Source organism: Ruegeria sp. CDSA077 (assembly GCF_059612265.1).
The window spans coordinates 1164272-1189875 of the sequence record NZ_JBXWQG010000001.1 but is presented as its reverse complement, the minus strand read 5'-3'; the positions used below and the strand labels follow the sequence as shown (position 1 = coordinate 1189875).

Sequence of the window (25604 nt, the reverse complement as noted above, 5' to 3'; positions counted from 1 at the left end):
AAACGAATCTCTAGTTCAGGTTAGCAATCTCGGAGGCCCCTATGCTTCAGGTCATTACCAGCGCGTGGTCACTTCTTCTTGGCATGGGCCTGCTTATGATTGGCAATGGCCTACAGGGCACAATCCTGGGCGTCCGAGGCGAGATCGAAGGGTTTTCGACCCTTCAGATGTCTGTTGTGATGTCAGCTTATTTCGTAGGTTTCCTCGGAGGTTCTCGCCTTGCACCGGAGATGATCCGGCGGGTGGGGCATGTGCGGGTCTTTGCTGCGCTCGCTTCATTTATTTCGGCCGTGATGATCATGTATCCGATGTTGACCGAGCCAGTCGCGTGGGCTTTGGGGCGTGTCGTGATCGGGTTTTGTTTCTCGGGCGTGTATGTCACCGCCGAAAGCTGGCTGAACAACGCGGCCAATAACGAGAACCGGGGCCAGGCGCTTTCGCTTTATATGATCGTACAGATGACTGGGATCATCACCGCTCAGGGGCTTATGCTGGTTGGCGATCCTGCTGGTTACGAAACCTTTGTGATCGCATCCATTCTGGTTTCGGTTTCCTTTGCTCCGATTCTGCTGTCGATTTCACCGACACCGGCATTTGACACGACCAAGCCCATGACATTGCGTGAACTGATGGGGAAGTCGCCGTTGGGCTGCGTGGGCATGTTCCTGCTGGGCGGAGTGTTCTCGGCCCAGTTTGGTATGGCGGCGGTCTATGGCGCGCGCGCTGGGCTGACGCTGGTTGAGATTTCGACCTTCGTGGCGGCTTTCTATGTCGGGGCAATACTGCTGCAATATCCGCTGGGTTGGTTCTCGGACCGGATGGATCGCCGGTTCCTGATTATGCTGGCGGGCATCATTGGTGCTTGCGGGGCGGCCACTGCGATGATGTTCGGGTCGACCTCATTTCCGTTCCTTCTGGCCTCGGCCTTTGTGATTGGCGGCATGTCTAACCCGCTGTATTCGCTGCTGATTGCGCATACGAATGACTTTCTGGAGCATGAGGATATGGCCGCGGCCTCTGGCGGACTGGTCTTCATCAATGGAATGGGCGCCATTGCCGGCCCGCTGATTACCGGGTGGTTGATGGGCGATGACGTGTTCGGACCGTCGGGCTTTTTCCTGATCATCTTTGCACTGCTTGCAGCCACTGCTGTCTATGCGATGTATCGCATGACACAGCGTGCGGCGATTCCTGTGGATGAGACGGGCACCATGTCTCCGCTTTACCCAACGGCCTCGCCGGTGGCGTTCGAATTGGCGCAAGAGGTGGCTATCGAAGCCGCCGAAGCCGATCAGGAAACGCAAGATGTAGCCTAGGACACGAAATTATGTCGCAAGTGTTGCAAATTTTTACTGTCACAAATCTGTAAATCAGCCTTAAATGAGTTTACGTCCCTGGGGAGGGCAAAACGACGGAGCAAGGCAATGGTAGGGCCTGAAGAAGTATTGAGTTTTTGGCTGGATCAAGTGGGTCCAGATGGTTGGTATATTGAGGATGAAGCGCTAGACGCAGAGATCCGCGAAAAATTTCTTTCCACATGGGAAATTGCTAATGAGGGAAAGTTCTCTCTCTGGCTGACATACCCCAGCGGGGCACTGGCCTATATCATTCTGATGGACCAGTTTCCTAGAAATATGTTCCGCGGCAGTGGTAAGGCGTTCGCCACTGACAAGGCGGCCTTGTCGGCAGCGAAATGCGCCATCGACAAGGGCTGGGATCTGAAGATTGACGAACCCGCGCGGCAGTTCTTTTATCTTCCACTGATGCACTCGGAAAATCTGTGTGACCAAGAGCGTTGTGTACGCCTGATGTGCCAGAATATCGACGAATCCAAGTCAACCAACCTGCTGCATGCAAGGGCGCATAGGGAGGTGATCCGAAAGTTCGGCCGTTTCCCCTATCGTAACGAAGCATTGTCTCGCCCCATGACCGAACATGAGGCCGCCTATGTAAACATGGGCGGGTACGGATCCACCGTCCGAGAGCTTCAGGCCGCAGGTTAGCCTTCGACCGAACATCCTTTGATTGTGATAATACGGTCGGCCACAGTGTCGGCCGTTTTTTCTATTGCGGTGCTGATAATGGCGTCAGGCGTTTCGGCAACCGCAACGATACGAGACTGCGCCGCCTGCAGCGTATCTTCGATTTGGCTCAGGCGGTCGAGCGTTTGCGAGACCCGTTGGGCGGTGGCGGTGTCGGCAAGCGCGCCATTGACTTGTATGGTCGCGAGTTCAGTGCGAAGTGCTGCCAATTCACTGCGCACCCCTTGAACCTCTTCGCGCAAAGGGGCGACGATCTGAACCTTCTGTGAAAAATCAGACATCAGGGACTGCGCTGTTGTGGTCAGCTTCCAACCCAAAAACAAACACAAGGCCACCAGGATAAGCGTGGCGTTGATTAGGGCGAGGACCAGATCTTTCAGCGTTTTAGCCATGTTATGCCTTTCGCGTAAATGGATTTAGAATGGAGCAACTGGGATACTTAGCTATCTTCTAGCGTTTTGAACGGGTGCGGTATAGGCTCGAACCTCTGCAATCCGTATGGGTTTACCCTGCGTAGCTTTTGTCGCGGGGACTAAGTGTTGAAGGGTGGCTGGTATTAGTTTAATGGTAAACTAATTTGGAAATGACCTGCTCCGAGAGGGAAACATGGCAGCACAATCTTTTGATCTGATCGTAATCGGCGCTGGTCCTGGCGGGTATGTCGCAGCCATTCGCGCAGCACAGCTTGGTTTGAAAACCGCCGTGGTCGAGCGCGAACATCTCGGGGGGATATGTCTTAACTGGGGCTGCATCCCAACCAAAGCGCTGCTGCGGTCTTCAGAAGTGTTTCACCTGATGGAGCGCGCAAAGGATTTTGGGCTGAAGGCCGAGAAGATTGGATATGATCTGGATGCTGTGGTCAAGCGATCGCGCGGTGTCGCCGGGCAACTTTCGGGCGGTATCGGTCACCTGCTGAAAAAGAACAAAGTGACGGTTGTCATGGGCGAGGCGACGATTCCGGCCAAGGGCAAGGTCTCCGTCAAGACCGACAAGGGCAGCGAAGAGTTGACAGCCAAGAACATCGTTCTGGCAACCGGCGCGCGCGCCCGCGAGCTTCCCGGGCTGGAAGCGGATGGTGATCTGGTTTGGACTTACAAACACGCCCTGCAGCCGCCGCGGATGCCAAAGAAATTGCTGGTCATCGGGTCGGGTGCAATCGGGATCGAGTTCGCTAGCTTCTACAATACGCTCGGTGCAGATACGACGGTGGTTGAAGTCATGGACCGGGTTCTGCCCGTCGAGGATGCCGAGATCAGCGCCTTCGCCAAGAAAGCCTTTATCAAACAGGGCATGAAGATCATGGAAAAGGCGATGGTCAAGCAGTTGGACCGCGCTAAGGGTAAAGTCACTGCGCATATCGAGGTGAAGGGAAAGGTTGAAAAGCACGACTTTGACACCGTGATTTCTGCGGTTGGCATCGTTGGCAATATTGAAAATCTGGGGCTAGAAGCGCTGGGTGTCAAAATCGACCGGACCCATGTTGTGACTGACGAATTCTGTCGCACCGGTGTCGATGGCCTATACGCCATCGGTGACATTGCCGGAGCGCCTTGGCTGGCGCATAAAGCAAGCCATGAGGGTGTCATGGTGGCCGATCTGATCGCCGGTAAACATGCCCATCCGGTCAAACCCGAAAGCATCGCGGGCTGCACCTATTGCCATCCGCAGGTTGCGTCGGTCGGCTATTCCGAGGCAAAGGCGAAAGAGCTTGGCTATGACATCAAGGTCGGCCGTTTTCCCTTCATCGGCAACGGCAAGGCAATCGCGCTTGGAGAGCCCGAAGGGCTGGTCAAAACAGTCTTCGACGCCAAAACCGGAGAGCTGTTGGGCGCCCACATGATTGGCGCGGAAGTCACTGAGTTAATTCAGGGGTATGTGGTCGGGCGGCAGCTTGAAACCACCGAAGAGGATCTGATGAACACAGTGTTCCCGCATCCGACTTTGTCCGAGATGATGCATGAAAGCGTTTTGGACGCTTACGGGCGTGTGATCCATATGTAACTCAGGGCAGGGGGTACCTCTGCCGATCTGCGGCACATTACCAAAAGTATCTTTGGCCAGATGAAGCAGCGAACCAAGCTTCATCTGGCCTTTTGATTCCCGGATTTGGTTATCGGGTCAAAGCGTCGAGAATGCGCGCCCAGGACCGGATGCCTTTGTGAAAGCTCTTGACGTCATATTTCTCATTCGGTGAGTGAATTGCGTCATCATCATTGGCAAAGCCCACAAGCATGGAATCCATGCCAAGTTCCGTGTCGAAGTAGCCAACGACAGGGATTGACCCGCCCATTCCGGTAAAGACGGCTTCGCGCCCCCATTCATCGGACAATGCGCCTCGGGCGGCTTCGAATTCGGGGCGGTTGATATTCATGACGGATGCGGGCGCGCCTTCAAGATCGTTGTCCCACTGTACTTTCGCGTCGGGTGACAGGCGGTCTTCTACATGCTTGCGAATCTGGTTACGCAAGGCGTCAGGGTTCATGTCACCCACCAGACGGCAGGTGATCTTGCAATGCGCCTGTGAGGGAATGACCGTCTTCGAACCGGCGCCGTTATAACCGCCCCAAAGCCCGTTTACCTCAAGCGTCGGGCGCGCCCATTGTTGCTGCAATGTCGAATATCCTTTTTCGCCATGTGGCTGAGAATACCCCACCGAGTTCAGATAATCCGCCTCATCGAACCCGCAGTTTTCCCATTGGCGCAACTGTTCGGCCGGGACCTCATGAACCCCGTCATAAAAGCCTTCGACAGCGACGCGACCGGTTTCGTCGTCATAGAACGAGGCGACGATGTTGGACAGCTCTCGCAGCGGATTTAGCCCCGGTCCGCCGTAATGGCCCGAGTGCAGGTCGATCCGCGGACCGATGATGGTGAACTCGTCCTTGAGCATCCCGCGCAGCTGTGACGCGATTGATGGCACCCCACGCGACACCATCGAAGTGTCGCATACCAATGCCAGATCCGCTTTCAACTCGGACACGTTTTCACGCAGGAACGGGACCAGCGACGGCGAACCGGATTCTTCTTCGCCTTCGAAGAAGAAGGTGATGCGGCAGGGCAGGGTGCCATGGACGGCCTTCCATGCGCGGCACGCTTCGACGAAGGTCATCAACTGTCCCTTATCGTCCGAAGAGCCTCGACCCCGGATAACTGGCCCATTTTCGGTTTCTTCAATGGCCGGATCGAACGGATCCCGGTTCCACTGGTTCAGCGGGTCAACGGGTTGCACGTCATAATGGCCATAGAACAGAACATGGGGCGCGCTGTTGTCCTCACCTATATGCCCGACCACCATGGGATGTCCGGTGGTTTCACGTTTTTCAGCCTGAATTCCTATGTTTTTCAGGTCAGATACCAGCCAGTCAGCTGCCTGGTTGACCTGTTGGTCAAAGGCCGGATCGGTTGAAATTGACGGAATGCGGAGCAGTTCCATCAGGCGGTCGATTGAGGTCGGCAAATCGGCGTCGATGCGGTTCAGAACAGCGTCCAGCGACATGAGAGGGCTCCTGCTTGATTTGGATTTTCCGGAACCCTATCAGCGCCACTTTTGCCGTCTAGCCCGCAAGGACAGGAATCTGGTATAATATCGGAAACCCGGATGAGATAATGTGCTGTGCCTGCGTCGTTTCCTCGCGTCCAGGGGGCGTAACTTTACTTGTCGGTCAGGGTCAGAGCGGATATTTGATGCAAATCAAATAAGCTTTCACTGTGCTTGCGGTATCAAGCAGGCAGTGGGAAATGCTCTGGTGCAGATTCGTATCCTGCGCAGAAGAAGACGTTCGGTCGCCGTAATATCGGTCGGGCAACTAAGGAGAAACCGGTGGATTATACTGCTCAGCTTGATTCAGCGATCGCAAGGCTGCATGACGAAGGACGGTACCGGACCTTCATTGATATCGAACGTCGCAATGGTCATTTCCCGCATGCGGTGCGCACGCGCCTCGATGGATCGCAGCAAGATATCACCGTCTGGTGTGGCAACGACTATCTTGGCATGGGGCAACACCCTGTGGTGTTGGAGGCGATGCACGAGGCCGTGGATGCCGCAGGCGCCGGATCAGGTGGAACCCGCAACATTTCGGGCACCACGGTTTACCACAAACGGCTTGAGGCCGAGCTGGCCGATCTGCACGGCAAAGAAGCTGCGTTGCTGTTCACCAGCGCCTATATCGCAAATGACGCGACACTCAGCACTTTGCCGAAACTGTTTCCTGGTCTGATCATTTATTCTGACGCATTGAACCATGCTTCGATGATCGAAGGGGTGCGCCGCAACGGCGGGTCCAAGCGCATCTTCCGCCACAATGACGTCGCCCAGCTGCGCGAACTGCTTGAAGCGGATGATCCCGCAACGCCCAAACTGATCGCCTTTGAGTCGGTGTATTCGATGGACGGCGATTTTGGCCCGATTGAAGAGATATGTGATCTGGCCGATGAATTTGGTGCGCTGACCTATATTGATGAGGTCCACGCCGTTGGCATGTACGGACCGCGCGGCGGTGGCGTGACCGAGCGTGATCGTCTGGCCCATCGGATCGACATCATCAACGGCACATTGGCCAAAGCCTATGGCGTCATGGGGGGCTATATCGCGGCCAGCACTAAAATGTGCGACGCTGTGCGGTCTTATGCTCCGGGCTTCATCTTTACGACTTCCCTGCCACCTGCCGTTGCTGCGGGTGCCGCAGCTTCGGTTGCCTACCTCAAAACTGCGTCCGAATTGCGAGAGCAGCATCAGACGCAAGCAAAGATCCTCAAGCTTCGGCTCAAGGGGATGGGCCTGCCACTGATTGATCACGGCAGCCACATTGTGCCCGTGATTGTTGGCAACCCCGTGCACACGAAGAAACTCAGCGATATGCTGCTGGATGACTATGGAATCTACGTTCAGCCCATCAATTTCCCCACTGTTCCGCGTGGAACAGAACGCCTGCGTTTCACACCGTCCCCGGTTCATGGACCTGACGAAATGAACCGTTTGATCCAGGCGATGGACGAACTTTGGTCACATTGTGCGCTAAATCGCGCCGAACTTGCCGGTTAACCTAACGCTAAAGTGTGCAATTCGTATGCCGCGTGCTAAAATTACGCTAACAAAACTACGGCGCGAATCATTCTTTTAATGATTCGACCACGGCGTGAAACACGCACAGGCAGAATGGGGCAGCAGGGATGATTGGGCGCAGATCACAGCGCGGATCCGAAGGCGACACTGACGTCAGGCCCAAGGGCTTTGACGACTATGAGGTGCGGCTGGGCGACATGATGCGTGGTGAACGCGCAACAATGGGCAAATCCCTACTGGATGTGCAGCGCGAACTGCGGATCAAAGCCAACTACATTGCAGCCATAGAAGATGCCGACCCGGACGCCTTCGATACGCCCGGATTTATCGCTGGGTATGTGCGCTCTTACGCCCGCTATCTGGGGATGAACCCTGACGAAACTTTCTTTGCGTTTTGTAAGGAAAGTGGGTTTGAGGTCGCGCATGGCATGTCGGCCGAGGCGTCGGTGGTTCGAAAGACCTCGGGCAGCTTGCCGGCTCGCGGTCCGATGGGCCGCGATCCGTTTATCTCGCCAAACACTCCCTATATTCCCGGACGGGAATCGTTGGTCAGCCAGATAGAGCCGCGTGCTATCGGGTCGTCTCTGGTTCTGTTGGCTGTGATCGGCGGTATTGGATATGGCGGATGGTCCGTCCTGAACCGGATTCAGCAAGTGCAGGTAAGCCCGGTTGAACAGGCTCCGGTTGTCTTGTCTGATTTGGACCCGCTTGAGGCGGCGCGTGGCACCACCGAAGATCAAGTCGCGCTGATCGACACCCCCTCGGCTGAGGCTCTGGATAGGCTGTATCGCCCACAGGCCCTGGATTTGCCGGTGCTCGTTGCCCGTGATGCACCGATTTCTACACTGGACCCGCGTACCGTTGGTACCTTCCAGCCGCCTGAGCCGCCCAAGGTTGAGGTTGCCGAAGTCCATACCGTTCTTCGCCCGGCATTGCCGCAGGTGGTTGAACAGATTGATACGACCCTGAAAATCGTCGCCGTTGATCCGGCGTGGATGCGGGTCACCGCTGCGGATGGAAGTATCATCTTCGAGGGTACGCTTGGGACCGTCGAACAGGGCAGTACATTCGAGGTACCGCTGACAGAAGAACCGCCTAACCTACGTGCAGGTGCCGCCGGATCTGTCTATTTCTCGATGAATGGTGACCATTTCGGCCCGGTCGGGGCACCAGGAACTGTCGCCAAAGGTGTCGTTCTGTCCAAGGATGCGGTTTCCGAACGCTATACGGTAGCTGATCTTGAGGCCGAGCAAAACGTCGCCCTCAAGCAATTGGTGGCGGAACTTCAGGCGCAAAGCTCTGCCGCACCGACAGAATGATCTGACCATTGCAGTGGCCAGTTAGGCTGACTATTTAAAGACCAACTCAGACAGTCTTGGACCCGTCCACATGTCCCTTAATCACGTGCGCCCATGGCGCAATATCTACCGCCGCAAATCTCGTCAGATCATGGTTGGAAACGTCCCCGTCGGAGGTGACGCGCCGATTGCGGTGCAGACTATGACCAACACGCTGACGACGGATGTTGCGGCGACTGTGGCTCAGGTACAGGCCGCCGCAGAGGCGGGTGCGGATATCGTGCGCGTTTCGGTCCCGGATGAGGCCTCGTCCAAGGCGCTGAAAGAGATCGTGCGCGAAAGTCCGGTACCAATCGTGGCGGATATCCACTTTCACTATCGCCGTGGGATCGAGGCCGCCGAGGCAGGCGCAGCATGCTTGCGGATCAACCCTGGCAACATTGGCAATGAAAGTCGGGTGAAAGAGGTCATTCAGGCCGCGCGTGACCATAATTGCTCGATCCGGATCGGGGTGAATGCGGGAAGCCTGGAAAAGCACCTGCTTGAGAAGTACGGCGAGCCTTGCCCCGAAGCGATGGTTGAAAGCGGGCTAGAGCATATCCGGATTCTTCAGGACAACGATTTCCACGAATTCAAGATCAGCGTGAAAGCCAGCGATGTCTTCCTGTCGGCAGCTGCCTATCAGGGCATCGCCGAGGCCACGGACGCCCCCATCCATCTGGGTATTACCGAGGCCGGAGGACTGGTTTCGGGCACCATCAAATCGGCGATTGGTCTGGGCAATCTGCTGTGGATGGGCATTGGCGACACGATCCGCGTCAGCCTGTCTGCGGATCCTGTCGAAGAGGTCAAGGTGGGGTTCGAGATCCTGAAATCTCTGGGCTTGCGCCATCGCGGGGTTAATATCATCTCATGCCCCTCTTGTGCGCGGCAGGGGTTCGATGTGATCAAAACGGTCGAGGCGTTGGAACAGCGTCTTGAACATATCAAAACACCAATGAGCCTATCGATCATCGGCTGTGTCGTGAACGGCCCGGGCGAAGCGCTGATGACCGATGTCGGCTTTACCGGCGGCGGTGCCGGATCGGGTATGGTGTATCTGGCGGGCAAGGCCAGCCACAAGATGTCCAACGATCAGATGGTCGACCACATTGTTGAAGAGGTCGAGAAGAAGGCCGCTGAATTGGACGCCGCGCAGGAAGCCGCTGAGTAATTTTCCAGCTTGATTGGCCATTGAATGACCAGTTCGGCAGGCATGCAGGGTCAATTCATAGGGCCTGCATGTTATTGGCCGCGTGTATCTGGTGGACCCCAATCCCAGACACCTCATTGTAAACGCGACGCTGTTGGTCCACATTATTGTTAGGAATGAGATTTTCATTCCCGCTTAGATTTGTTGTTTTTGTTTCAAGGGTTTCTTAGTCGTATGCCAGCAAGTGATCGTTTGAAGATTAGATTGTCTCCTGCCTCTTCGGCCCTCGGTCTTTGCGGTCCGAACTCTTACAGGGGGCTTATGCAATGCGCCGTAACTTGAAAGCCTTCGGCCTGGGTGTAGTTATCGCCGGGTGTTCGGGTTTCATGGTGGCAGATAGCGTAGTGGCCGATCAGCCCGCATTTCCCGGTGCGGTGGGATATGGGCAGAACGCTACGGGTTGGCGTGGCGGCGAAGTGTTTCATATCACAACCCTGGACGATATCGGCCCGGGCAGCCTGCGTGAGTGCGTCGAAAATGACGGCTCCGGACGGGTTTGCGTTTTCGATATTTCGGGGACGATCACCGTAGACACTCAGATGAAAGTGGCTTCGAACACCTATATCGCCGGACAGACCGCGCCAGGACAAGGGGTGCAGATCAAACTTGGCAAGGTTCTGGATTCACCCCTGATGATTTTTGAGGCGCAGGACGTTTTGCTGCGGAACCTCAAATTTCGGCCCGGACCCAGTTACAAGCCCTCGTCGAACGTGGACGGGCTTTCCATAGAGAGCAGTTCGAATATCTACGTTGACCGTGTCTCGATCCAATTTGCCACGGATGAGAATCTGGGCGTTGGAACGGAAAACCTGCCAAGCGAAGATATCACGATTGCCCGCAGCATCTCAGCCCTGGCTCTGGATAAGTCCACCCATACAAAGGGAAAGCATTCAAAAGGAGCTCTGCTGTGTTCCGATGATGGAACGGCAAGGCAATGTGGGCGGGTCACCCTGTATCAAAACCTGTTTGCCCATAACCGCGACAGAAATCCAGACATCCAGTCGTCACCATCTGGGCAAGTCGACATTATTAACAACGTGTTCTACGACGCGACCTCGCAATTCGGTGAGTTCTGGAACCATTACGGCGACACATGGATCGCCTATGTGGGAAACGTGGTCCTGCCGGGCCCCAGTACACGGAACAGGCCGCCCCCCGCCGCATTCGAGGTGTTCCCTTATGGCGCGGACAAAGGGTTCAGCATCTCGGTTTTCGAACAAGATAACCTGCATCTGGACAGCCGTATTGAGCTGCTATGCGACAGATCAGTGAAGGGCAAGATTGCGGATGATGCGGCGGTCGAATTCCTTGTGGCTGAACCTCACCAGCCGCTGTCGGTTGAACCTGCCGAGGTGAGCACGACATACGAAACCGTTCTTGGAACCGTGGGGGCCCGGCACGGGGATGACCAAGCTTTGGACAGTCTGGATGCGATGGTGATCGAAAACGTCCGCAGCTGTGATGGACATCGGATAAACGATCCGGGCGAGGTGGGCGGTTGGCCGGATTTGCCCATTGTTCACGCGGCAGTTGATACTGACCGGGACGGAATGTCTGATACTTGGGAAACAGGGCGGACTGGCCTGGACCCGAATGATCCCTCTGATGTCTGGGCGGACCGGGACGGCGATGGCTGGTCAAATCTTGAGGAATATCTAAGCCACCTTGCTGGCGACCCGATGCCCTGACGGAAAGGCCGGCTCCTGTTGCGGAACCGGCCTGCCAAATCAGCCTTGCTCGGCGCGAACGGCGTTCGCAATTTGCTGCATCTGATCTGCTTTCAGGTACCCGCGCAGCATTTCGCTGCCCAGCACAAACGAAGGCGTGCCCGAAATCTGCATCCGCTGCGCCAATTCACGGGTCTTTTGGATTTCCTCGGTGACCTGTTCGCTGTCCATTGCCGCCAGAATCGCGTCACTGTCCAAACCCAGCCCGTCCGAGATACGGCGCAAAGTAACCGGCGACGGTTCCCCGGTGAATTCGAGCAGGGCATCGTGAACCTGCTTATAGGCATCGTCCCCGGCAACATGTTTAGCGGCAACGGCAAAGCGGGATGAGATCATCGACGCGTCTCCGAGGATCGGAAACTCTTTGATCACAAGCCGAATATTGCCATCCTCGGCCAGCAGGCTGGCCACTTCGGGCACCGCACGGCGGCAATATCCGCAGCGATAGTCCATGAATTCGACCAGAGTAATATCTCCGTCCGGATTGCCGCCCACCCAGCTGTACCCGTCGTTGAAAAGCTCATCAGCATTGCTGGCGACAAGCTCTTTATCCGCCTGCGCTTCTTCAACGGCGTTGCGTTGTTCCAGAATGTTGATCGCTTCGATGATGACTTCGGGGTTTTCCAGAAGGTATTCGCGTACCTGCTCTCCGAATTGTTGTTTTTCGGCGTCGGTCAGCTGGCTCAGGTCCAGGGCCTGCGCCGATCCTGCGATCAGGGAAAGCCCCAGAAGGGCTGGTGCAGCGTGTCTGAGGATCATTTCCGTTTCCTTTTCGAATTACTCTTGTTTGCTTGTTCAAACGCAATCAACACATCTTGGGCCCGTTGCCAACCCGGTGATCCGACCGGCAACTGCGCAACCGCGCGTTTCGCGTGAATACCGGCGTCATCCAAACGGCCCTGCAGGGCATATCTTTCGGCTGTAACCGCCGATGCCATGCCAGTATTGCCTGTTTTGGCATAAGCTGCACCCAGGTCTTGCATCAATCTTGCGTTACGAAAATCTCTGGCCCGCGCTTTTTCAAGAATGGCCAAGGCTTCCACTGTCTTACCTTGAACCAACAGGGACCGCCCGTATCCGGCCAGGATAAGTGGGTTATTCGGCGCCAATTCAACGGCTTTGCCATATGCTGCTACCGCATCAGCCACTTGACGGTTTTCAAGCATGATCTGGCCTTTGAGGTCATAGTAATAGGGGTCATTGGGCCGGATTGCCAATGCACCATCAATCGCAGCGCGCGCTTTGGTCAGATCACGGTTTTGATGGTGGGCTGCTGCCTCGCGCATCAGTCGTATGTCCTGGGCGGTTTCTTCTTTGGCGCGCCGCATCGTCCATGTGGGCGAGCGGATGAAGGCCGATAGTTTACCTTTCGCCCTTGCGAACCAGTAATCGGCATTCTGGCTGGGTTTGGCTTTATCGCCGAACTCTTCCAGAAACGCCTCGGCGGCGCGCAACCTCTCGCGGCTGGTGGGGTGTGATCGCATGTATGGGTCCTGGTTGACCGTGTTTAACAGCTCTTGCCCCGCGAATTTACGGTGCAGAGACACCATGCCACTGGGCGAGATACCGGCCCAACGTAAATAGTTTGCTGCGCTGCGATCCGCCGAGGATTCTTCAGCGCGGGTGTGGCCAAGAAAGCTACGCAGAGCTGCCGAATTAGTACCGGCCGCAATTCCGAATGCAGCCTCGCCGCCGCCAGCAGCTGCAGCAATCAGTGCCAAAGCCGTCCCAAGCCCGGCTTTTTGCCGTGCTGCATTCAGGTTTTCGTAACGGCGCGATAGATGCCCGTTGGCGATATGGGCCGCCTCATGTGCGATAACCGCCTGCAACATCTCGGGGCTTTCGACTGAAAGGATTAGCCCATAGTTCAGATAGATCGCATTGTAATCCAAAACGAAGGCATTGAACGTGCTGTCATTGACCACCAGTATCTGGACCCGGTTGGTATTTAGACCGGCGGCGCGCAGAACGGGAAAGGCCAGCTCTCGCAGACCGTGTTCAATATCTGGATCACGGATCAGGCTTTGGGCCTGAACAGCGCCTACGAGCCAAGTCACTGCAAACAGCAACAGGGCCGGGATTGACGCCAGCCTGGATACGCGTTCAAAAGCCATGATTGCAACATGGGAGATGGCCATGCGAAACTCAACCCGGTCCGGGGTCGATCCGTTCATCGTGATGGACGTGATGGAGGCTGCCCGCAAAGCCGAAGAGGCTGGCCGCCACATCATCCATATGGAGGTCGGCCAGCCTGGAACCGGCGCACCCAAAGGGGCGACCGAGGCATTGGCTAAGGCAATGGAGCAAGGCCCGCTGGGATATACCGTTGCATTGGGTCTGCCAGCACTGCGCCGCCGGATCGCGCAGATGTATGGCGAGTGGTATAATGTCGATCTCAATCCCGAACGGGTGGTGATAACCCCCGGTTCGTCAGGCGGATTCCTGCTGGCGTTTACCGCGCTGTTCGACGGCGGGGATCGCGTGGGTATCGGGGCCCCCGGCTATCCGTCATATCGGCAGATATTGCGGGCCCTGGGGCTGGTCGCGGTTGATCTGCCCACCGCTCCGGAACACCGCCTGCAGCCAGTGCCAGCCGATTTCGCCGGGCTAAATTTGCAAGGGCTGATGGTGGCCTCGCCCGCCAACCCGACAGGAACCATGCTGAACCATGCCGCGATGGGTGCGCTGATCGACGCCGCACACAGCCAGGGCGCGTCTTTCATCAGTGACGAGATTTATCATGGTCTGGAATACGAAGCCAAAGCCGTCACCGCGCTGGAGCTGACAGATGAGTGCTATGTGATCAACTCATTCTCTAAGTATTTCTCTATGACAGGTTGGCGTGTGGGCTGGATGGTTGTGCCCGAGGACCAGGTGCGCGTTGTCGAACGGATCGCGCAGAACATGTTTATCTGCGCGCCCCATGCCAGCCAGGTGGCGGCGTTGGCTGCGATGGATTGTGATGAAGAATTGCAGGCAAATCTGGATGTCTATCGGCGGAACCGCGCGCTGATGCTGGATGGTCTGCCCAAAGCCGGTTTCACCAATATCGCGCCACCTGATGGGGCATTCTATGTTTACGCCGATGTATCTGACCTGACCGACGACAGCCGTGCCTTTGCGGCTGAGATTTTGGATAAGGTCGGCGTGGCGGTCACTCCGGGGCTGGATTTCGATCCTCTGCGTGGGCACGGCACCATCCGTTTTTCCTATGCACGCTCGACCGGGGATATCGAAGAGGGGCTTCGGCGGCTTCAGCGTTTCATGGCTGATCGAGGCTTGATTTCTGCCCAAGTCTAAAGCGTTCACATCCAAGTGCGGGTCGGGTAGGCTGCGCTTCAAACGATCTCGGGAAAACTTGAGGCCATGAGCAGAATTATCTACGCCATCGCGCTGATCTGGGCGCTAGGCAATGCCGCAGTTGCGCAGGATTTCAGCGCACTCGCCCGTGTTTTGCCAGACCAAAGTTCGATTGTTGATGACGGGCGGTCCGGTGTAAGCATCCAGCTCGGGCTTAGCCAGGGGGTGCCTTATCGCGTTTTTACCCTGCGCGACCCGTATCGGATGATCCTGGATTTCCAGGAGGTAGACTGGACCGGTCTTGACCGTGACCGCTTTCTACAGACTGGCCGTATCAGCGGTGTGCAATTCGGCTCTTATGTACCGGGCTGGTCCCGCATGGTGCTAGAGTTGGGCGCGCCTCTGATGGTCGAGACGGCGGATATGCGGGTCGACCCTGTGACTGGGGCTGCACATTTGACGCTCGGACTGCAAGGGACAGATTTCGACAGTTTCGCGGCCAGCGCCGGAACGCCCCGTCAATCCGGATGGGATTTGCCCGAACCAGCTGAGACATCGGTCGCTCCGGTGGGGCAGGGCAACGGAACTTTGCTTGTCATGTTGGACCCCGGGCATGGAGGAATTGATCCCGGCGCCGAAGTTGACGGTGATGATGAGAAAACGCTGATGCTGACCTTTGCCCGAGAGCTGCGCGAGATGCTATTGCGCACGGGCGGATACGAGGTTGAGATGACGCGGACCGATGATCAGTTCGTTTCTCTTGAACGTCGTATTGCATTGGCACACCGCGCAGGTGCAGATGTGTTCATCTCTTTACATGCCGACATTCTGACAGAAGGGCGGGCTCATGGCGCGGCCGTTTATACGCTGTCGCAAGATGCCTCGGATGTGGCAAGCCACAAACTGGCCGAGCGGCACGACCGCAGTGATTTGATTTCGGGCGTCGATCTGAGCGGTGCGGATGATCAGGTTGCAGATGTTCTGCTGGACCTTGCGCGTCAGGAAACCAGGCCGCGTACGGATGCGTTGGCACAAATGCTGGCGAATGGAATGACGCAACAGGGCGGTCCGATGAACAACAAGCCAATTCGCACCGCCTCATTTTCGGTTCTGAAGGCAGCGGATATTCCTTCCGTTCTGATTGAGCTTGGCTTCCTTTCCAGCCCTAGAGATTTGAAAAATATACGAAATCAGGAATGGCGCATGGGAATGGCGCGCGGTATTCGGGATGGGCTAGAGAAATGGCGCCAGGACGATATGGTAAAACGATCCCTGATTGGACAGTGACCCCGTGGCGCAAACCGGCTATTATTGGCCATGGTGTTTTGACCCTGCACAGGTGCGACACTATATAGGCGGCACCGCGAGCAAAAGGCAGTAACGTGATCCGTTTCATTCTTTCGATTTTCGGGGCGATATTCAGCCTCGTGACCCTGGGTATTTTTATGGCTGCGCTGGTTATCGGCGCGGTGTTCTGGATGTATGGGCGCGACCTGCCCAGTCACGAATCCCTGGCGCAGTACAAGCCGCCCACGATCAGCCGGATTTATTCCGGCGAGGGTCAGCTGATCGACGAATTTGCGCAGGAACGCCGTCTGTTCACCCCGTCAGAAGAAATCCCCGAACTGGTTAAGCAGGCCTTTATTTCGGCCGAAGACAAGAATTTCTATAACCATAAGGGCTATGATCCGCGCGGGATTATTGCCGCCGGTGTCGAGGCAGTGAAATCCAAAGGCGAGAATGTACGGGGTGCATCGACGATCACACAGCAGGTAATGAAGAACTTCCTGTTGTCGGGGGACCGTCGGGCCGAGCGCAAGATCAAAGAGATCATCCTGGCCACACGGCTTGAGAATACGCTGGATAAGGAACAGATCCTAGAACTCTACATGAACGAGATTTTTCTGGGCCAGAACTCGTATGGTGTAACCGCAGCAGCGCAAACCTATTTCAACAAGACCCTTCAGGAATTGGCTCCGCATGAGGCCGCCACTTTGGCGGCTATGCCCAAGGCGCCGTCGGATTATCACCCGGTTCGGCAGAAAGAACGCCTTGTGAACCGGCGCAATTACGTGCTGCGCGAGATGAACCAAAACGGTTATATCGACACGGCGACCTATGAGGCCGAGGTCGAGATGCCTTTGCGGTCTGTCCAGAATGGTGATTTCGAAAGTTTCCGCACCGCCTTACCGCCGCGGGATTATTTCACCGACGAAATCCGCCGCCAGCTGAGCGAAGATTTCGGCGAGGGCGAGTTCTTCACTGGTGGTTTTACTGTCCGCGCCTCTGTGGACGAGGAAATGCAAGTCAAAGCCGCGCACGCCCTGCGCGAGGCGCTGCAGAAATACGACCGGTCTCGTGGAAAATGGCACGGGACTGACGAAGTGATCGCCGAAGAAATTCTGGCGGATGAGGTGCAGTGGCGTGAGGCCTTGGCGATTTTGGAAATCCCCCGTGATGTGGTTCTGCCAACGCAGTGGTATCCCGCCGTAGTACTGGATGTCGGTGAGCAGGCCCTGACCGTCGGCATTGAAAATGGTCCGGCTGACGGCATCATCCCGCGTTCGGACATCAAGTGGATGCAGGGCAGCTTCTTCGACAACTTCAAACGCGGTGACGTCATTCTGGTAGTGGCCGGGGAAGAAGGCCAATGGTCGGCCCGTCAGGTCCCCGAGGTTCAGGGCGGCTTTGTGGCGATGGATGTGAACTCGGGCCGGGTTTTGGCGATGCAGGGCGGATTCTCGTATCAGGATTCTGTGTTCAACCGTGCCACGCAGGCGCAGCGTCAACCCGGGTCAAGCTTTAAGCCTTTCGTCTATGCCGCTGCGTTGGACAGCGGGTATAGCCCTGCGACCATTGTGGTCGACGCTCCGATCGAAGTGAACACACCGCAGGGCCTGTGGCGACCCAAGAATTCGACCAACAAATTCTACGGGCCGACGCCATTGCGTACCGGGATTGAACAGTCGCGGAACCTGATGACCATCCGTCTGGCGCAAGAAGTCACGATGCCGGTGGTTGCCGGATACGCGGAACGCTTTGGCGTTTATGACCGGATGGGTGCTTTCCTGGCCAACTCGCTGGGGTCCGAAGAGACGACGCTGTACAAGATGGTTGCGGCCTATGCGATGTTCGCAAATGGCGGCGAGCGGGTTGAACCCACTCTAGTTGACCGTATTCAGGATCGGTTCGGCAAGACAATCTATCGGCACGATGACCGCCAGTGCCTGGATTGTAATTCGGCCTGGCTGGAACCTGATGAATCCCCCACGATCGAGACAAACCGCAGTCAGGTCATGGATGCGATCACCGCTTATCAGCTGACGTCGATGATGAAAGGTGTCGTGGATCGTGGCACGGCATCCCGTGTTGTCAATCTGCCGGTGCCGACCGCAGGTAAGACCGGGACAACCAATGAATCCAAAGACGCCTGGTTCATCGGCTTTACTTCGAACATCGTTGCTGGCTGCTATATCGGCTACGACCGTCCGCGCCCGATGGGCCGGGGCGCTTATGGCGGCACTTTGTGCGGTCCCGTGTTCCAAAGCTTCATGGAGACAGCTGTCGAGAAATACGGCGGAGGTCCGTTCGAGGTGCCACCAGGTGGTCACTTTATCAAAATCGACCGGTTTAGCGGTGCACGTTTGCCATCTGATGCGTCTGGAGATTTTGTCGTGGCCGAGTATTTCCGCGATGGCGCCGACGGCTTTATCGACCGCATCTATGACGGTGGTTTTGCGATGGGTTCCGACCTACCGCTGTTTGAAGAGGTCAACAGCTCGGGTCGTCAGGTGACCACGTCGACCGGCGACACCATCACCGTTGGCCCAAATGCCAGCCAGGGCGATTTGCAGGGCGGCGGGCTTTACTGATCCGCCGCGCGCAACAACAGATTCAAGAGCGTTGCCTCGGGCGCAGCTGAAACTGTCCCGTGGCCGCGCCACATGATGGATAGCGCACCTTTTGCAGCGGCCCATTGGGCAAGACGTTTCCGCGACACACCTAACGCTCCGGAGTAAAGCTGGAGGCAACGTTCGATCTGGTCGCGGCTGCGAACCAGATCGGGCATGCCTTTGGGGTGCCGCAATGCGTTTGCAAGTTCAAAAGCAGGATCGCCCAGATACCCCTTTGCATCAATTACGCGTGCCCCTGAAGGCGTTTGAATTACGTTATCGGTGTGAAGGTCACCATGCAGCGGCACCACCTGCGGTAGGCTCGTCAGAAGGTTTGATGCCAGTTCCGTTGCGCGGATCACATCGCGTTGTAGCGCATCGGGGCAATCGCGGGCAAACGTGCAGTCAAACAGGGGAGTGAATACCTCGTGCAAAGGTCGCAGCTCGTCGAACGCAACCGTGGGCTTTTGGTGAAGGCGGTGGGCCATCTCCGAGAAAACCTGCAGCGCGCTTTCAGTGTTTCCGTCACGCGCGATGTCACCCAGTGTCGGACCCTCCAACCACTCCATCAATACGGCTTTGCCCGCTTCGGCATAAATGGCAACCGCGCCCCGATCCCGCCAGAGCGACAAAAGCCGGGTCGAAGCAGCTTCGTTCCCGCGATCTGCGCGGTGGTATAGCTTTAGCGCGGCCGACCCATAATCCCGCGCGTGAACTTTCCAGACTAACGCATGCTGGGCTTCGGCGATCAGAGTGGTACGGCATAATCCCCAGCAATCCATGATATCACCCGGAACAATATGCATTCAGGTCTCCGCTGTCTTGTGGTGGCCCCACGCTCTTGCTATCACGCAGGCCTGATTGAGCAAGTTGGGACGTAACCATGCGCGCCGAAACCCAGAATACCGTGGCGGAAATTGAAAAGTCGCTAGAGCTGCTGGCGCAGCGCATGGACTATGAAACCGCACCCCATCGCCTTGAGGAATTCAATGCCCGGGTTGAGGATCCCAACCTGTGGGACAACCCCGAGAATGCGCAAAAACTGATGCGCGAGCGGCAGATGCTGGTCGATGCTATTGAAATCTATGAATCCATCAAAACCGACCTCAGCGACAATATGGAATTGATCGAACTGGGCGAGATGGAAGAGGACGAAGAAGTCGTCACCGACGCCGAAGAGGCAATCAGAAAGCTGAAGGCCAAGGCCGCCAAGAAAGAGCTTGAGGCGCTGCTGGACGGAGAGGCCGACGGCAACGACACTTTCCTTGAGATCAATTCGGGCGCAGGCGGCACCGAAAGCTGCGACTGGGCTTCGATGCTGGCGCGGATGTATGTCCGCTGGGCCGAGAAAAAGGGCTATACGGTAGAGTTGCAATCCGAGACCTCGGGCGAAGAGGCGGGCATTAAATCCGCAGCGTACAAAATTTCTGGCCACAACGCCTATGGCTGGCTGAAATCGGAGAGCGGCGTGCATCGGCTGGTGAGAATTTCACCTTATGACTCGGCGGCCAAACGGCATACATCGTTCAGTTCGGTTTGGGTTTACCCGGTGGTGGACGACAATATCGAGATCGAGGTCAACCCGTCCGAGATTCGCATCGACACCTACCGGTCCTCGGGGGCAGGAGGCCAGCACGTGAACACGACAGACTCGGCCGTGCGGATCACGCATATCCCGACCGGGATCGTTGTTACATCATCCGTGAAATCCCAGCACCAGAACCGTGATATTGCGATGAAAGCGCTGAAATCCCGCCTGTACCAGCAAGAGCTGGACCGCCGCAATGCTGACATCAATGCAGCCCACGAGGCAAAGGGCGATGCGGGCTGGGGCAACCAGATCCGGTCTTATGTTCTGCAGCCCTACCAGATGGTGAAGGACCTGAGGACCAACTATGAGACCTCGGATACCAAGGGGGTTTTGGATGGGGATCTTGACGGGTTCATGGCCGCTACACTGGCCTTGAACGTGGCCGGAAAAAGCCGCTCCGAAGCGCAGGGCGAAGGCTGATAGCAGCGCGTTCGATGCCCATGATGAAGCTGATCAAAGGACATTGGCAACTGATTGCGCTTGTCGCTTTGGTGTTTGTGTTCTGGTCTACGCCGGTTGTGGTGCCTCTGAAGATACTCATCGTTTTCCTGCACGAGCTGTCGCACGCGATAGCCGTCGTCCTAACCGGTGGTTCGGTCGAGAACTTCTCGATCTCACCGCAGCAGGGTGGTCTTGTCACAGCGCGCGGCGGGCAAAGGTTCTTCAGCCTGTCCGCCGGTTATCTCGGGTCGCTGGCGCTAGGGATGGGGTTGTTGCTGATTGCATTGCGCACGCATTGGGACCGGGCGGTGCTGGGTGGTTTTGGCGGCGTGATGCTGTTGGTGACAGCGCTTTATGTTCGCGATCCCTTTGCCATGGCGTTTTGTGCAGGTGTTGGGGCGGTAATGATCGGCATGGCGTTCTATCTAAGTCGGCCGATCTGTGATCTGGCTTTACGCGTGATCGGGCTGATCAGCGTGATCTATGTGCCTTATGATATCTTTGATGACACGATCCGGCGCTCGGGTGTCCGCTCGGATGCCTACATGCTGGCCCAAGAATTCGGCGGCACGACCATGATGTGGGGCGGGATCTGGCTTGTGTTAAGCGTCCTTTCCATCCTTTTGTGCGTAAAACACTTTCTTGGGCACGACAGCAATTTGCATTTTGAGTCTCGATCCAAGTGACCTCGGGTGGTCTTTGCTAAAAAGATGCATTCAAACTGAGGGTTTAAATGAGGATACGCTCCGGCTAGGCTGACCAAAAAGGTGGAGCCCAGGGATGGATCTAGGCCAAATAACAGCAGCCGAATTGTTGAGTGCATTGTCCTCTGGGCGTTTATCGGCGGCTGAGCTGATGCAACTGACGCTAGAGCGGATCGGCGCAGTGAACGAGCGCCTGAATGCAATCGTGGCGATGCGTGATCCTGATGATTTGATGGCCGAGGCCCGTGCTGTTGATGCCGGACCAAACCGTGGTCCGCTGCATGGTCTGCCGATTGCCGTCAAAGACTTGGTGAATGTTGCGGGCGTCGTTTCGTCCCAAGGATCACCAATCCTGAATGGGTTCATTCCGGAAACAGACGATCTGTTAGCCCAGCGGATGAAAGAGGCCGGGGCAATCCTGATCGGTAAAACCAATACCCCGGAATTCGGGTTGGGCTCACATACGTTCAACCCAGTATATGGCGTGACATGCAATCCATATGACCCCGAGCGTACCTGCGGCGGTTCATCCGGCGGGGCTGCAGTCGCGCTGGCGTCTGGCATGGTGGCGCTGGCCGATGGGTCTGACATGATGGGCAGCCTGCGCAACCCTGCGGCATGGAACAACGTCTACGGCTTCAGGCCCAGTTGGGGGCGGGTGCCAAACGAACCCGACGGTGACGGGTACTTGCACCAGCTTTCTACATTGGGCCCGATGGCGCGGAGCCCCGAAGATATTGGTCTATTGCTTGATGTGATCAGCGGCACTCATCTGTCTCAACCTTTGGGTCATCCGGGGGAAAGCGTGTCTCCGGTCCAACCCGCTGATCTGACCGGAATGCGTATCGGGTGGTTGGATGACTGGGGCGGAGCCTTTCCATTCGAACCTGGTATCCGCGAGATTTGCCGTGACGCGCTCGAGGTGTTCACTCAACTCGGGGCCAAGGTCGAACCCCTCACACCGCCCTTTGACGCAGACCAGATGTGGAATAGCTGGATTACATTGCGTTCGTGGAGCGTGGCCGCCGGTCTTGCGTCTCTGACAGAACACCGCGCGTCACTGAAGGATACTGCGCAATGGGAACTGGACCGTGGTCTGGCGCTGACAGCGATGCAGGTCCATCGTGCCAGTGTTGTGCGAACCGAGTGGTTCCGACGTACGACCGAAGTTTTCCAGGACTATGATGCGCTTATCCTGCCGTCGGCCCAGGTCTGGCCATTCGACTTGCAGCTTGCATTTCCCACCGAAATCAACGGCACCCGGATGGATACCTATCACCGTTGGATGCAGGTCGTGGTGCCGGTCAGCCTGATCGGACTGCCTTGCCTCTCGGTTCCTGTTGGATTTGGATCCGAAGGCTTGCCGATGGGGATGCAGATCTTCGGTCCGCGCGGAGCGGATTCTCGTATTTTGTCCATCGGATCCGCATATCATTCTGCCACCAGTTGGCCGCAAAAACGACCCGCGTGAAAATCGACCGGATACGAAGGATAAAAGCCATGGACAAACAGTTTGGTGTTCCGAACATGGGGCGGGTAGATGTCGAAATGCTGCACGAGGCCCTAAGGCGAGGCTGGAGCGATTTTCGCCGCGCTCCGCTCTTTGGGCTGCTCTTTTCCGGGTTCTATGTATTGATGGGCTGGCTGATGGTTTGGGTCACTCTCACGACCGGAACGACCTATTGGCTGATTTTGGCCGCAATCGGTTTCCCGATGCTGGGCCCCTTTGCCATGGTGGGGCTGTATGAGGTATCGCGGCGCATTCAAGAGGGTGAAGGTTTGGATTCTCGGGCCATATTTGGCGTAATCCTGGGTCAAAGCCGCCGTCAGTTACCTTCGATCTGCGCCATCATCGTTGTGATGTTTCTGTTCTGGTTCTTTCTTGGCCACATGATCTTTGCCCTTTTTATGGGGCTATCGACCATGACCAATGTGTCTTCGTCCCTTGAGGTGTTCCTTACATCAAACGGGTTGACGATGTTGGCGGTTGGAACAGCTGTTGGCGCGATTTTTGTGACCATCCTCTACATGATCACGGTGCTTTCAATTCCGATGCTTTTGGACCGAGAGCTGGATTTTGTGACCGCAATGATTGCCAGCTATAGCTATGTGGCCGCAAATCGCAGATTGATGCTGGGGTGGGGCGCGCTGATTGCGGTTCTGACGTTTGCCGCAATGATTCCCTGGTTTTTCGGCTTGTTGATCGTACTGCCGCTATTGGGGCACGCCAGTTGGCACCTTTACTGGCTGATCTCTCAGGGCGGGGAAAGTGCGGGTTAACACGGCAGGATCGTCGTCAAGCGCGGGCCATGGCTTCTGGTCGGCGTGCAATGCGCGCGGCGGCCAGGACTGTCGAGGTGTCGTCCCCTAGATGTCTGAGCAATATCCGCCGTGTCGTCGTTGCGGTAGCTGTAGTTTTTGACAGGCAAATTGCGACACCGCGCCAACAGTTTGTTTGATTTTCAATTCCACGTGTCACCAGATAGATCCTGCTTTTCTGAGACGCACGACAGGACATGAGCATATAAATCTGCCGCCCGGCACAGGCCACGATACCCTGGACTTCGCGCTCTGCGACTGATGCTCCGAGTGTCTCGGAAATTGGTTCAAACCCTCTCACCAAAGTACATTGCGGTAACCTCCGGGCGTGAAAAAGCCTGTGTCTCAGGGGTTTTGTGCCATCAAGCTCTGTCTCGGTCGCATAATAGAATCCGCCGGGAAACAGTATTTCAGTCAGGGTGGCTGGGGTGGACCCCAGAAACTCGGTCAGGGCGACCGCAGCCGGGTGCTTGGACGGTTGGTCAATCTGATCCAAGGGATGGAGCAAAATCCGAGCATCAACATCAAAAAAGCGGCATATTCGGTCAAGGACATCGGGTCGGGGAAAGCTTTCGCCGCCAAGATAGCGATTGAACTGAGTTCGGTTCACTCCAAGCTGGCGGCACAGTTCGGAAACTGAATTATATTGTCCAGCAAGAGTTCGCAGATTGGCGCCGAACATCCTGCGTAGGTCGTCGGGGCTGCGGCTGTCGTTCGTCATTTTCGTCCCGGTACTTGTGTGTATTCCGAATAACCGCGACACAACTGGCCAACAAACCAGGCGCTGTCTGAAATCGTACAGATGACCCAGCGGACGCATCCCAACGCCGCGCTACCCTTAAAGGCTAACGCGATGATGCACAGACGCAATAGGTTAATTCTGATTTAGCTTAAACTTTTTAGGCAAATGTGACGTTGATGTTCACGTTTGGCGTATTGTGATCTTGCAAATTGGGTATTGCCGATACCCCGCCGCCAACTGGATGCGCCGGCGGGGCAGTTTTGGTCAATCGCCGCGCAACAGGGCTGCAACGCCGGTCCGGGCGATTTCGATCAGACCCAGTGGGCGCATGAGATCGGCAAAGGCGTCGATCTTGTCAGGTGCGCCAGTGATCTCAAAAATGAACGAATTCAACGTGCTGTCCACGACATTGGCACGGAAAATATCGGCCAGACGCAGCGCCTCGACCCGCTTGTCGCCGTCGCCGACCACCTTGATTATGGCCAATTCCCGCTCGACCGACGCGCCTTCGACTGTCAGGTCATGCACGTCGCGTACCGACACGATCCGGCCCAGCTGCGCCTTGATCTGTTCGATCACCTGCGGTGTGCCGGTGGTGACGATGGTGATGCGACTGAGGTGGCCGGTATGGTCCACCTCGGCGACGGTCAGGCTTTCGATGTTATAACCACGACCCGAGAACAGGCCGATGACGCGGGCTAGAACCCCCGGTTCATTCTCGACCAGAACTGCGATGGTATGGCGTTCCTGTACGTCGGAAAACGTGGGTCGTAGGTTATAGGCCGAATGGCGGGTGGAGCCTTTTTTGATATGTAGGGCAGACATGCTGAGCTAGTCCTCTTCGTAGCGAAGGTTCGATACACCTTCGGCATTCTCCAGAATTTTCCAAATTGCGCCACGCAATGCATCCACCTTGGGGGCTGCGTGGTATTTCTTGAACATCTTTCTCACATGCTCGGTCTTTGGTGAGAACTGAACCAAATGGCCATCACCATAGTTTGAGCAGCCGAAAACCAGGGCAAACGGCTCGTCGTGATCAATTTCGTGATACCATCCCCAGTCCTCGGCACAGGCGAAGGAAACCTCAAACCCGGATGCGGCAAGCTCTTTACTCAGAAAGATGCTGAGTTCCTTGCCAAACACATCCGGATTGATGAAATCATCAGCTTCTTCGTTCAACTCGTCCGGGGTAGGCTGGAAGCGCGTTGCGTCAAAACTGATCATCTGCGC

The 25604-nt window shown here is 56.3% G+C and carries 22 protein-coding genes; 14 read left to right on the top strand and 8 right to left on the bottom strand.

Annotation, left to right across the window (positions count from 1 at the left end; genetic code table 11):
* The first annotated feature begins 41 nt into the window (after window positions 1–41).
* Window positions 42–1316, top strand: a complete 1275-nt coding sequence (locus AC2FLE_RS05950; RefSeq protein WP_496695780.1) for an MFS transporter — start codon at window positions 42–44, stop codon at window positions 1314–1316.
* A gap of 108 nt (window positions 1317–1424) precedes the next feature.
* The gene (locus tag AC2FLE_RS05945) at window positions 1425–2003 is read left to right on the top strand and encodes a DUF924 family protein (RefSeq protein ID WP_142633241.1); all 579 of its coding nucleotides are present in this window, start codon (window positions 1425–1427) and stop codon (window positions 2001–2003) included.
* On the opposite strand, the gene AC2FLE_RS05940 is transcribed toward AC2FLE_RS05945, so the two are convergent.
* Window positions 2000–2434 (bottom strand): hypothetical protein, encoded by a 435-nt coding sequence (locus tag AC2FLE_RS05940; RefSeq protein ID WP_496695778.1) that lies wholly within the window; start codon window positions 2432–2434, stop codon window positions 2000–2002. The two genes, AC2FLE_RS05945 and AC2FLE_RS05940, sit on opposite strands and share 4 nt — an antisense overlap.
* A 214-nt stretch (window positions 2435–2648) precedes the next feature.
* On the opposite strand from AC2FLE_RS05940, the gene lpdA reads away from it, so the two are divergent.
* Window positions 2649–4043: a dihydrolipoyl dehydrogenase gene (gene lpdA / locus AC2FLE_RS05935; RefSeq protein WP_271947557.1), complete on the top strand. Its 1395-nt coding sequence runs from the start codon at window positions 2649–2651 to the stop codon at window positions 4041–4043.
* 109 nt (window positions 4044–4152) lie between these two features.
* Here the strand turns inward: lpdA and AC2FLE_RS05930 are convergent, their stop codons facing one another.
* Window positions 4153–5538 carry a M20/M25/M40 family metallo-hydrolase gene (locus AC2FLE_RS05930; protein WP_496695776.1) on the bottom strand — a complete coding sequence of 462 codons (1386 nt, stop codon included), beginning with the start codon at window positions 5536–5538 and terminating at the stop codon, window positions 4153–4155.
* Between the two features lie 324 nt (window positions 5539–5862).
* Between AC2FLE_RS05930 and hemA the strand changes: the two genes are divergently transcribed.
* From hemA to AC2FLE_RS05910, 4 genes are all read left to right on the top strand, one after another.
* Window positions 5863–7086, top strand: a complete 1224-nt coding sequence (gene hemA, locus AC2FLE_RS05925) for a 5-aminolevulinate synthase (protein ID WP_496695775.1) — start codon at window positions 5863–5865, stop codon at window positions 7084–7086.
* 128 nt (window positions 7087–7214) lie between these two features.
* The gene (locus AC2FLE_RS05920) at window positions 7215–8426 is read left to right on the top strand and encodes a helix-turn-helix domain-containing protein (RefSeq protein ID WP_142633252.1); all 1212 of its coding nucleotides are present in this window, start codon (window positions 7215–7217) and stop codon (window positions 8424–8426) included.
* Window positions 8427–8496: 70 nt separating this feature from the next.
* Window positions 8497–9618 (top strand): flavodoxin-dependent (E)-4-hydroxy-3-methylbut-2-enyl-diphosphate synthase, encoded by a 1122-nt coding sequence (gene ispG, locus AC2FLE_RS05915; protein WP_142633254.1) that lies wholly within the window; start codon window positions 8497–8499, stop codon window positions 9616–9618.
* 305 nt (window positions 9619–9923) lie between these two features.
* The gene (locus AC2FLE_RS05910) at window positions 9924–11345 is read left to right on the top strand and encodes a pectate lyase family protein (protein ID WP_496695773.1); all 1422 of its coding nucleotides are present in this window, start codon (window positions 9924–9926) and stop codon (window positions 11343–11345) included.
* 39 nt (window positions 11346–11384) lie between these two features.
* Here the strand turns inward: AC2FLE_RS05910 and AC2FLE_RS05905 are convergent, their stop codons facing one another.
* Together AC2FLE_RS05905 and AC2FLE_RS05900 are read right to left on the bottom strand one after the other, a co-directional pair.
* Complete coding sequence (locus AC2FLE_RS05905) at window positions 11385–12143, bottom strand: DsbA family protein (RefSeq protein WP_142633258.1); 759 nt, start codon at window positions 12141–12143, stop codon at window positions 11385–11387.
* On the bottom strand, window positions 12140–13522 hold the full coding sequence (locus AC2FLE_RS05900; RefSeq protein ID WP_496695771.1) for a M48 family metalloprotease: 1383 nt from the start codon (window positions 13520–13522) through the stop codon (window positions 12140–12142). The genes AC2FLE_RS05905 and AC2FLE_RS05900 overlap by 4 nt, the downstream gene beginning before the upstream one ends.
* Between AC2FLE_RS05900 and AC2FLE_RS05895 the strand changes: the two genes are divergently transcribed.
* The 3 genes from AC2FLE_RS05895 to AC2FLE_RS05885 all read left to right on the top strand — a co-directional run bounded on the left by AC2FLE_RS05895 (window position 13521) and on the right by AC2FLE_RS05885 (window position 18556).
* Window positions 13521–14684, top strand: coding sequence for a pyridoxal phosphate-dependent aminotransferase (locus AC2FLE_RS05895; RefSeq protein WP_496695769.1), 1164 nt, complete (start codon window positions 13521–13523; stop codon window positions 14682–14684). The two genes, AC2FLE_RS05900 and AC2FLE_RS05895, sit on opposite strands and share 2 nt — an antisense overlap.
* Before the next feature lie 66 nt (window positions 14685–14750).
* Window positions 14751–15971: an N-acetylmuramoyl-L-alanine amidase gene (locus AC2FLE_RS05890; RefSeq protein WP_496695767.1), complete on the top strand. Its 1221-nt coding sequence runs from the start codon at window positions 14751–14753 to the stop codon at window positions 15969–15971.
* A 95-nt stretch (window positions 15972–16066) separates the two neighbouring features.
* Complete coding sequence (locus AC2FLE_RS05885; protein WP_496695765.1) at window positions 16067–18556, top strand: penicillin-binding protein 1A; 2490 nt, start codon at window positions 16067–16069, stop codon at window positions 18554–18556.
* Here the strand turns inward: AC2FLE_RS05885 and AC2FLE_RS05880 are convergent.
* On the bottom strand, window positions 18550–19383 hold the full coding sequence (locus AC2FLE_RS05880; RefSeq protein ID WP_496695763.1) for an aminoglycoside phosphotransferase family protein: 834 nt from the start codon (window positions 19381–19383) through the stop codon (window positions 18550–18552). The two genes, AC2FLE_RS05885 and AC2FLE_RS05880, sit on opposite strands and share 7 nt — an antisense overlap.
* A 77-nt stretch (window positions 19384–19460) precedes the next feature.
* Here AC2FLE_RS05880 and prfB point away from each other — a divergent pair, with 77 nt between their 5' ends.
* The 4 genes from prfB (at window position 19461) to AC2FLE_RS05860 (ending at window position 23593) form a co-directional block, all read left to right on the top strand.
* Window positions 19461–20588: a peptide chain release factor 2 gene (gene prfB / locus AC2FLE_RS05875; RefSeq protein WP_496691083.1), complete on the top strand. Its 1128-nt coding sequence runs from the start codon at window positions 19461–19463 to the stop codon at window positions 20586–20588.
* Window positions 20589–20602: 14 nt separating this feature from the next.
* On the top strand, window positions 20603–21295 hold the full coding sequence (locus AC2FLE_RS05870; RefSeq protein ID WP_496695762.1) for a M50 family metallopeptidase: 693 nt from the start codon (window positions 20603–20605) through the stop codon (window positions 21293–21295).
* Window positions 21296–21389: 94 nt separating this feature from the next.
* On the top strand, window positions 21390–22784 hold the full coding sequence (locus AC2FLE_RS05865; protein ID WP_496695760.1) for an amidase: 1395 nt from the start codon (window positions 21390–21392) through the stop codon (window positions 22782–22784).
* 29 nt (window positions 22785–22813) lie between these two features.
* Entirely contained in the window at window positions 22814–23593 is a 780-nt protein-coding gene (locus AC2FLE_RS05860; protein WP_496695758.1) for a DUF2189 domain-containing protein, read from the top strand.
* 16 nt (window positions 23594–23609) lie between these two features.
* Here AC2FLE_RS05860 and AC2FLE_RS05855 read toward each other — a convergent pair whose 3' ends face one another.
* The 3 genes from AC2FLE_RS05855 to AC2FLE_RS05845 form a co-directional block, all read right to left on the bottom strand.
* Window positions 23610–24314 carry a helix-turn-helix domain-containing protein gene (locus tag AC2FLE_RS05855; protein WP_496696101.1) on the bottom strand — a complete coding sequence of 235 codons (705 nt, stop codon included), beginning with the start codon at window positions 24312–24314 and terminating at the stop codon, window positions 23610–23612.
* Window positions 24315–24638: 324 nt separating this feature from the next.
* A complete protein-coding gene (ilvN, locus tag AC2FLE_RS05850) occupies window positions 24639–25199 on the bottom strand; it encodes an acetolactate synthase small subunit (RefSeq protein WP_142633282.1) in 561 nt (186 codons plus the stop codon).
* A 6-nt stretch (window positions 25200–25205) separates the two neighbouring features.
* Window positions 25206–25598 (bottom strand): hypothetical protein, encoded by a 393-nt coding sequence (locus AC2FLE_RS05845; RefSeq protein ID WP_496691088.1) that lies wholly within the window; start codon window positions 25596–25598, stop codon window positions 25206–25208.
* Window positions 25599–25604 lie beyond the last annotated feature (6 nt).

Coding starts and splice junctions, on each gene's coding strand:
- AC2FLE_RS05950 (WP_496695780.1), top strand. CDS start 42: ATGCTTCAGGTCATTACCAGCGCGTGGTCACTTCTTCTTGGCATGGGC.
- AC2FLE_RS05945 (WP_142633241.1), top strand. CDS start 1,425: ATGGTAGGGCCTGAAGAAGTATTGAGTTTTTGGCTGGATCAAGTGGGT.
- AC2FLE_RS05940 (WP_496695778.1), bottom strand. CDS start 2,434: ATGGCTAAAACGCTGAAAGATCTGGTCCTCGCCCTAATCAACGCCACG.
- lpdA (WP_271947557.1), top strand. CDS start 2,649: ATGGCAGCACAATCTTTTGATCTGATCGTAATCGGCGCTGGTCCTGGC.
- AC2FLE_RS05930 (WP_496695776.1), bottom strand. CDS start 5,538: ATGTCGCTGGACGCTGTTCTGAACCGCATCGACGCCGATTTGCCGACC.
- AC2FLE_RS05920 (WP_142633252.1), top strand. CDS start 7,215: ATGATTGGGCGCAGATCACAGCGCGGATCCGAAGGCGACACTGACGTC.
- ispG (WP_142633254.1), top strand. CDS start 8,497: ATGTCCCTTAATCACGTGCGCCCATGGCGCAATATCTACCGCCGCAAA.
- AC2FLE_RS05910 (WP_496695773.1), top strand. CDS start 9,924: ATGCGCCGTAACTTGAAAGCCTTCGGCCTGGGTGTAGTTATCGCCGGG.
- AC2FLE_RS05905 (WP_142633258.1), bottom strand. CDS start 12,143: ATGATCCTCAGACACGCTGCACCAGCCCTTCTGGGGCTTTCCCTGATC.
- AC2FLE_RS05895 (WP_496695769.1), top strand. CDS start 13,521: ATGCGAAACTCAACCCGGTCCGGGGTCGATCCGTTCATCGTGATGGAC.
- AC2FLE_RS05900 (WP_496695771.1), bottom strand. CDS start 13,522: ATGGCCATCTCCCATGTTGCAATCATGGCTTTTGAACGCGTATCCAGG.
- AC2FLE_RS05890 (WP_496695767.1), top strand. CDS start 14,751: ATGAGCAGAATTATCTACGCCATCGCGCTGATCTGGGCGCTAGGCAAT.
- AC2FLE_RS05880 (WP_496695763.1), bottom strand. CDS start 19,383: ATGCATATTGTTCCGGGTGATATCATGGATTGCTGGGGATTATGCCGT.
- prfB (WP_496691083.1), top strand. CDS start 19,461: ATGCGCGCCGAAACCCAGAATACCGTGGCGGAAATTGAAAAGTCGCTA.
- AC2FLE_RS05870 (WP_496695762.1), top strand. CDS start 20,603: ATGCCCATGATGAAGCTGATCAAAGGACATTGGCAACTGATTGCGCTT.
- AC2FLE_RS05865 (WP_496695760.1), top strand. CDS start 21,390: ATGGATCTAGGCCAAATAACAGCAGCCGAATTGTTGAGTGCATTGTCC.
- AC2FLE_RS05860 (WP_496695758.1), top strand. CDS start 22,814: ATGGACAAACAGTTTGGTGTTCCGAACATGGGGCGGGTAGATGTCGAA.
- AC2FLE_RS05855 (WP_496696101.1), bottom strand. CDS start 24,314: ATGTTCGGCGCCAATCTGCGAACTCTTGCTGGACAATATAATTCAGTT.
- ilvN (WP_142633282.1), bottom strand. CDS start 25,199: ATGTCTGCCCTACATATCAAAAAAGGCTCCACCCGCCATTCGGCCTAT.
- AC2FLE_RS05845 (WP_496691088.1), bottom strand. CDS start 25,598: ATGATCAGTTTTGACGCAACGCGCTTCCAGCCTACCCCGGACGAGTTG.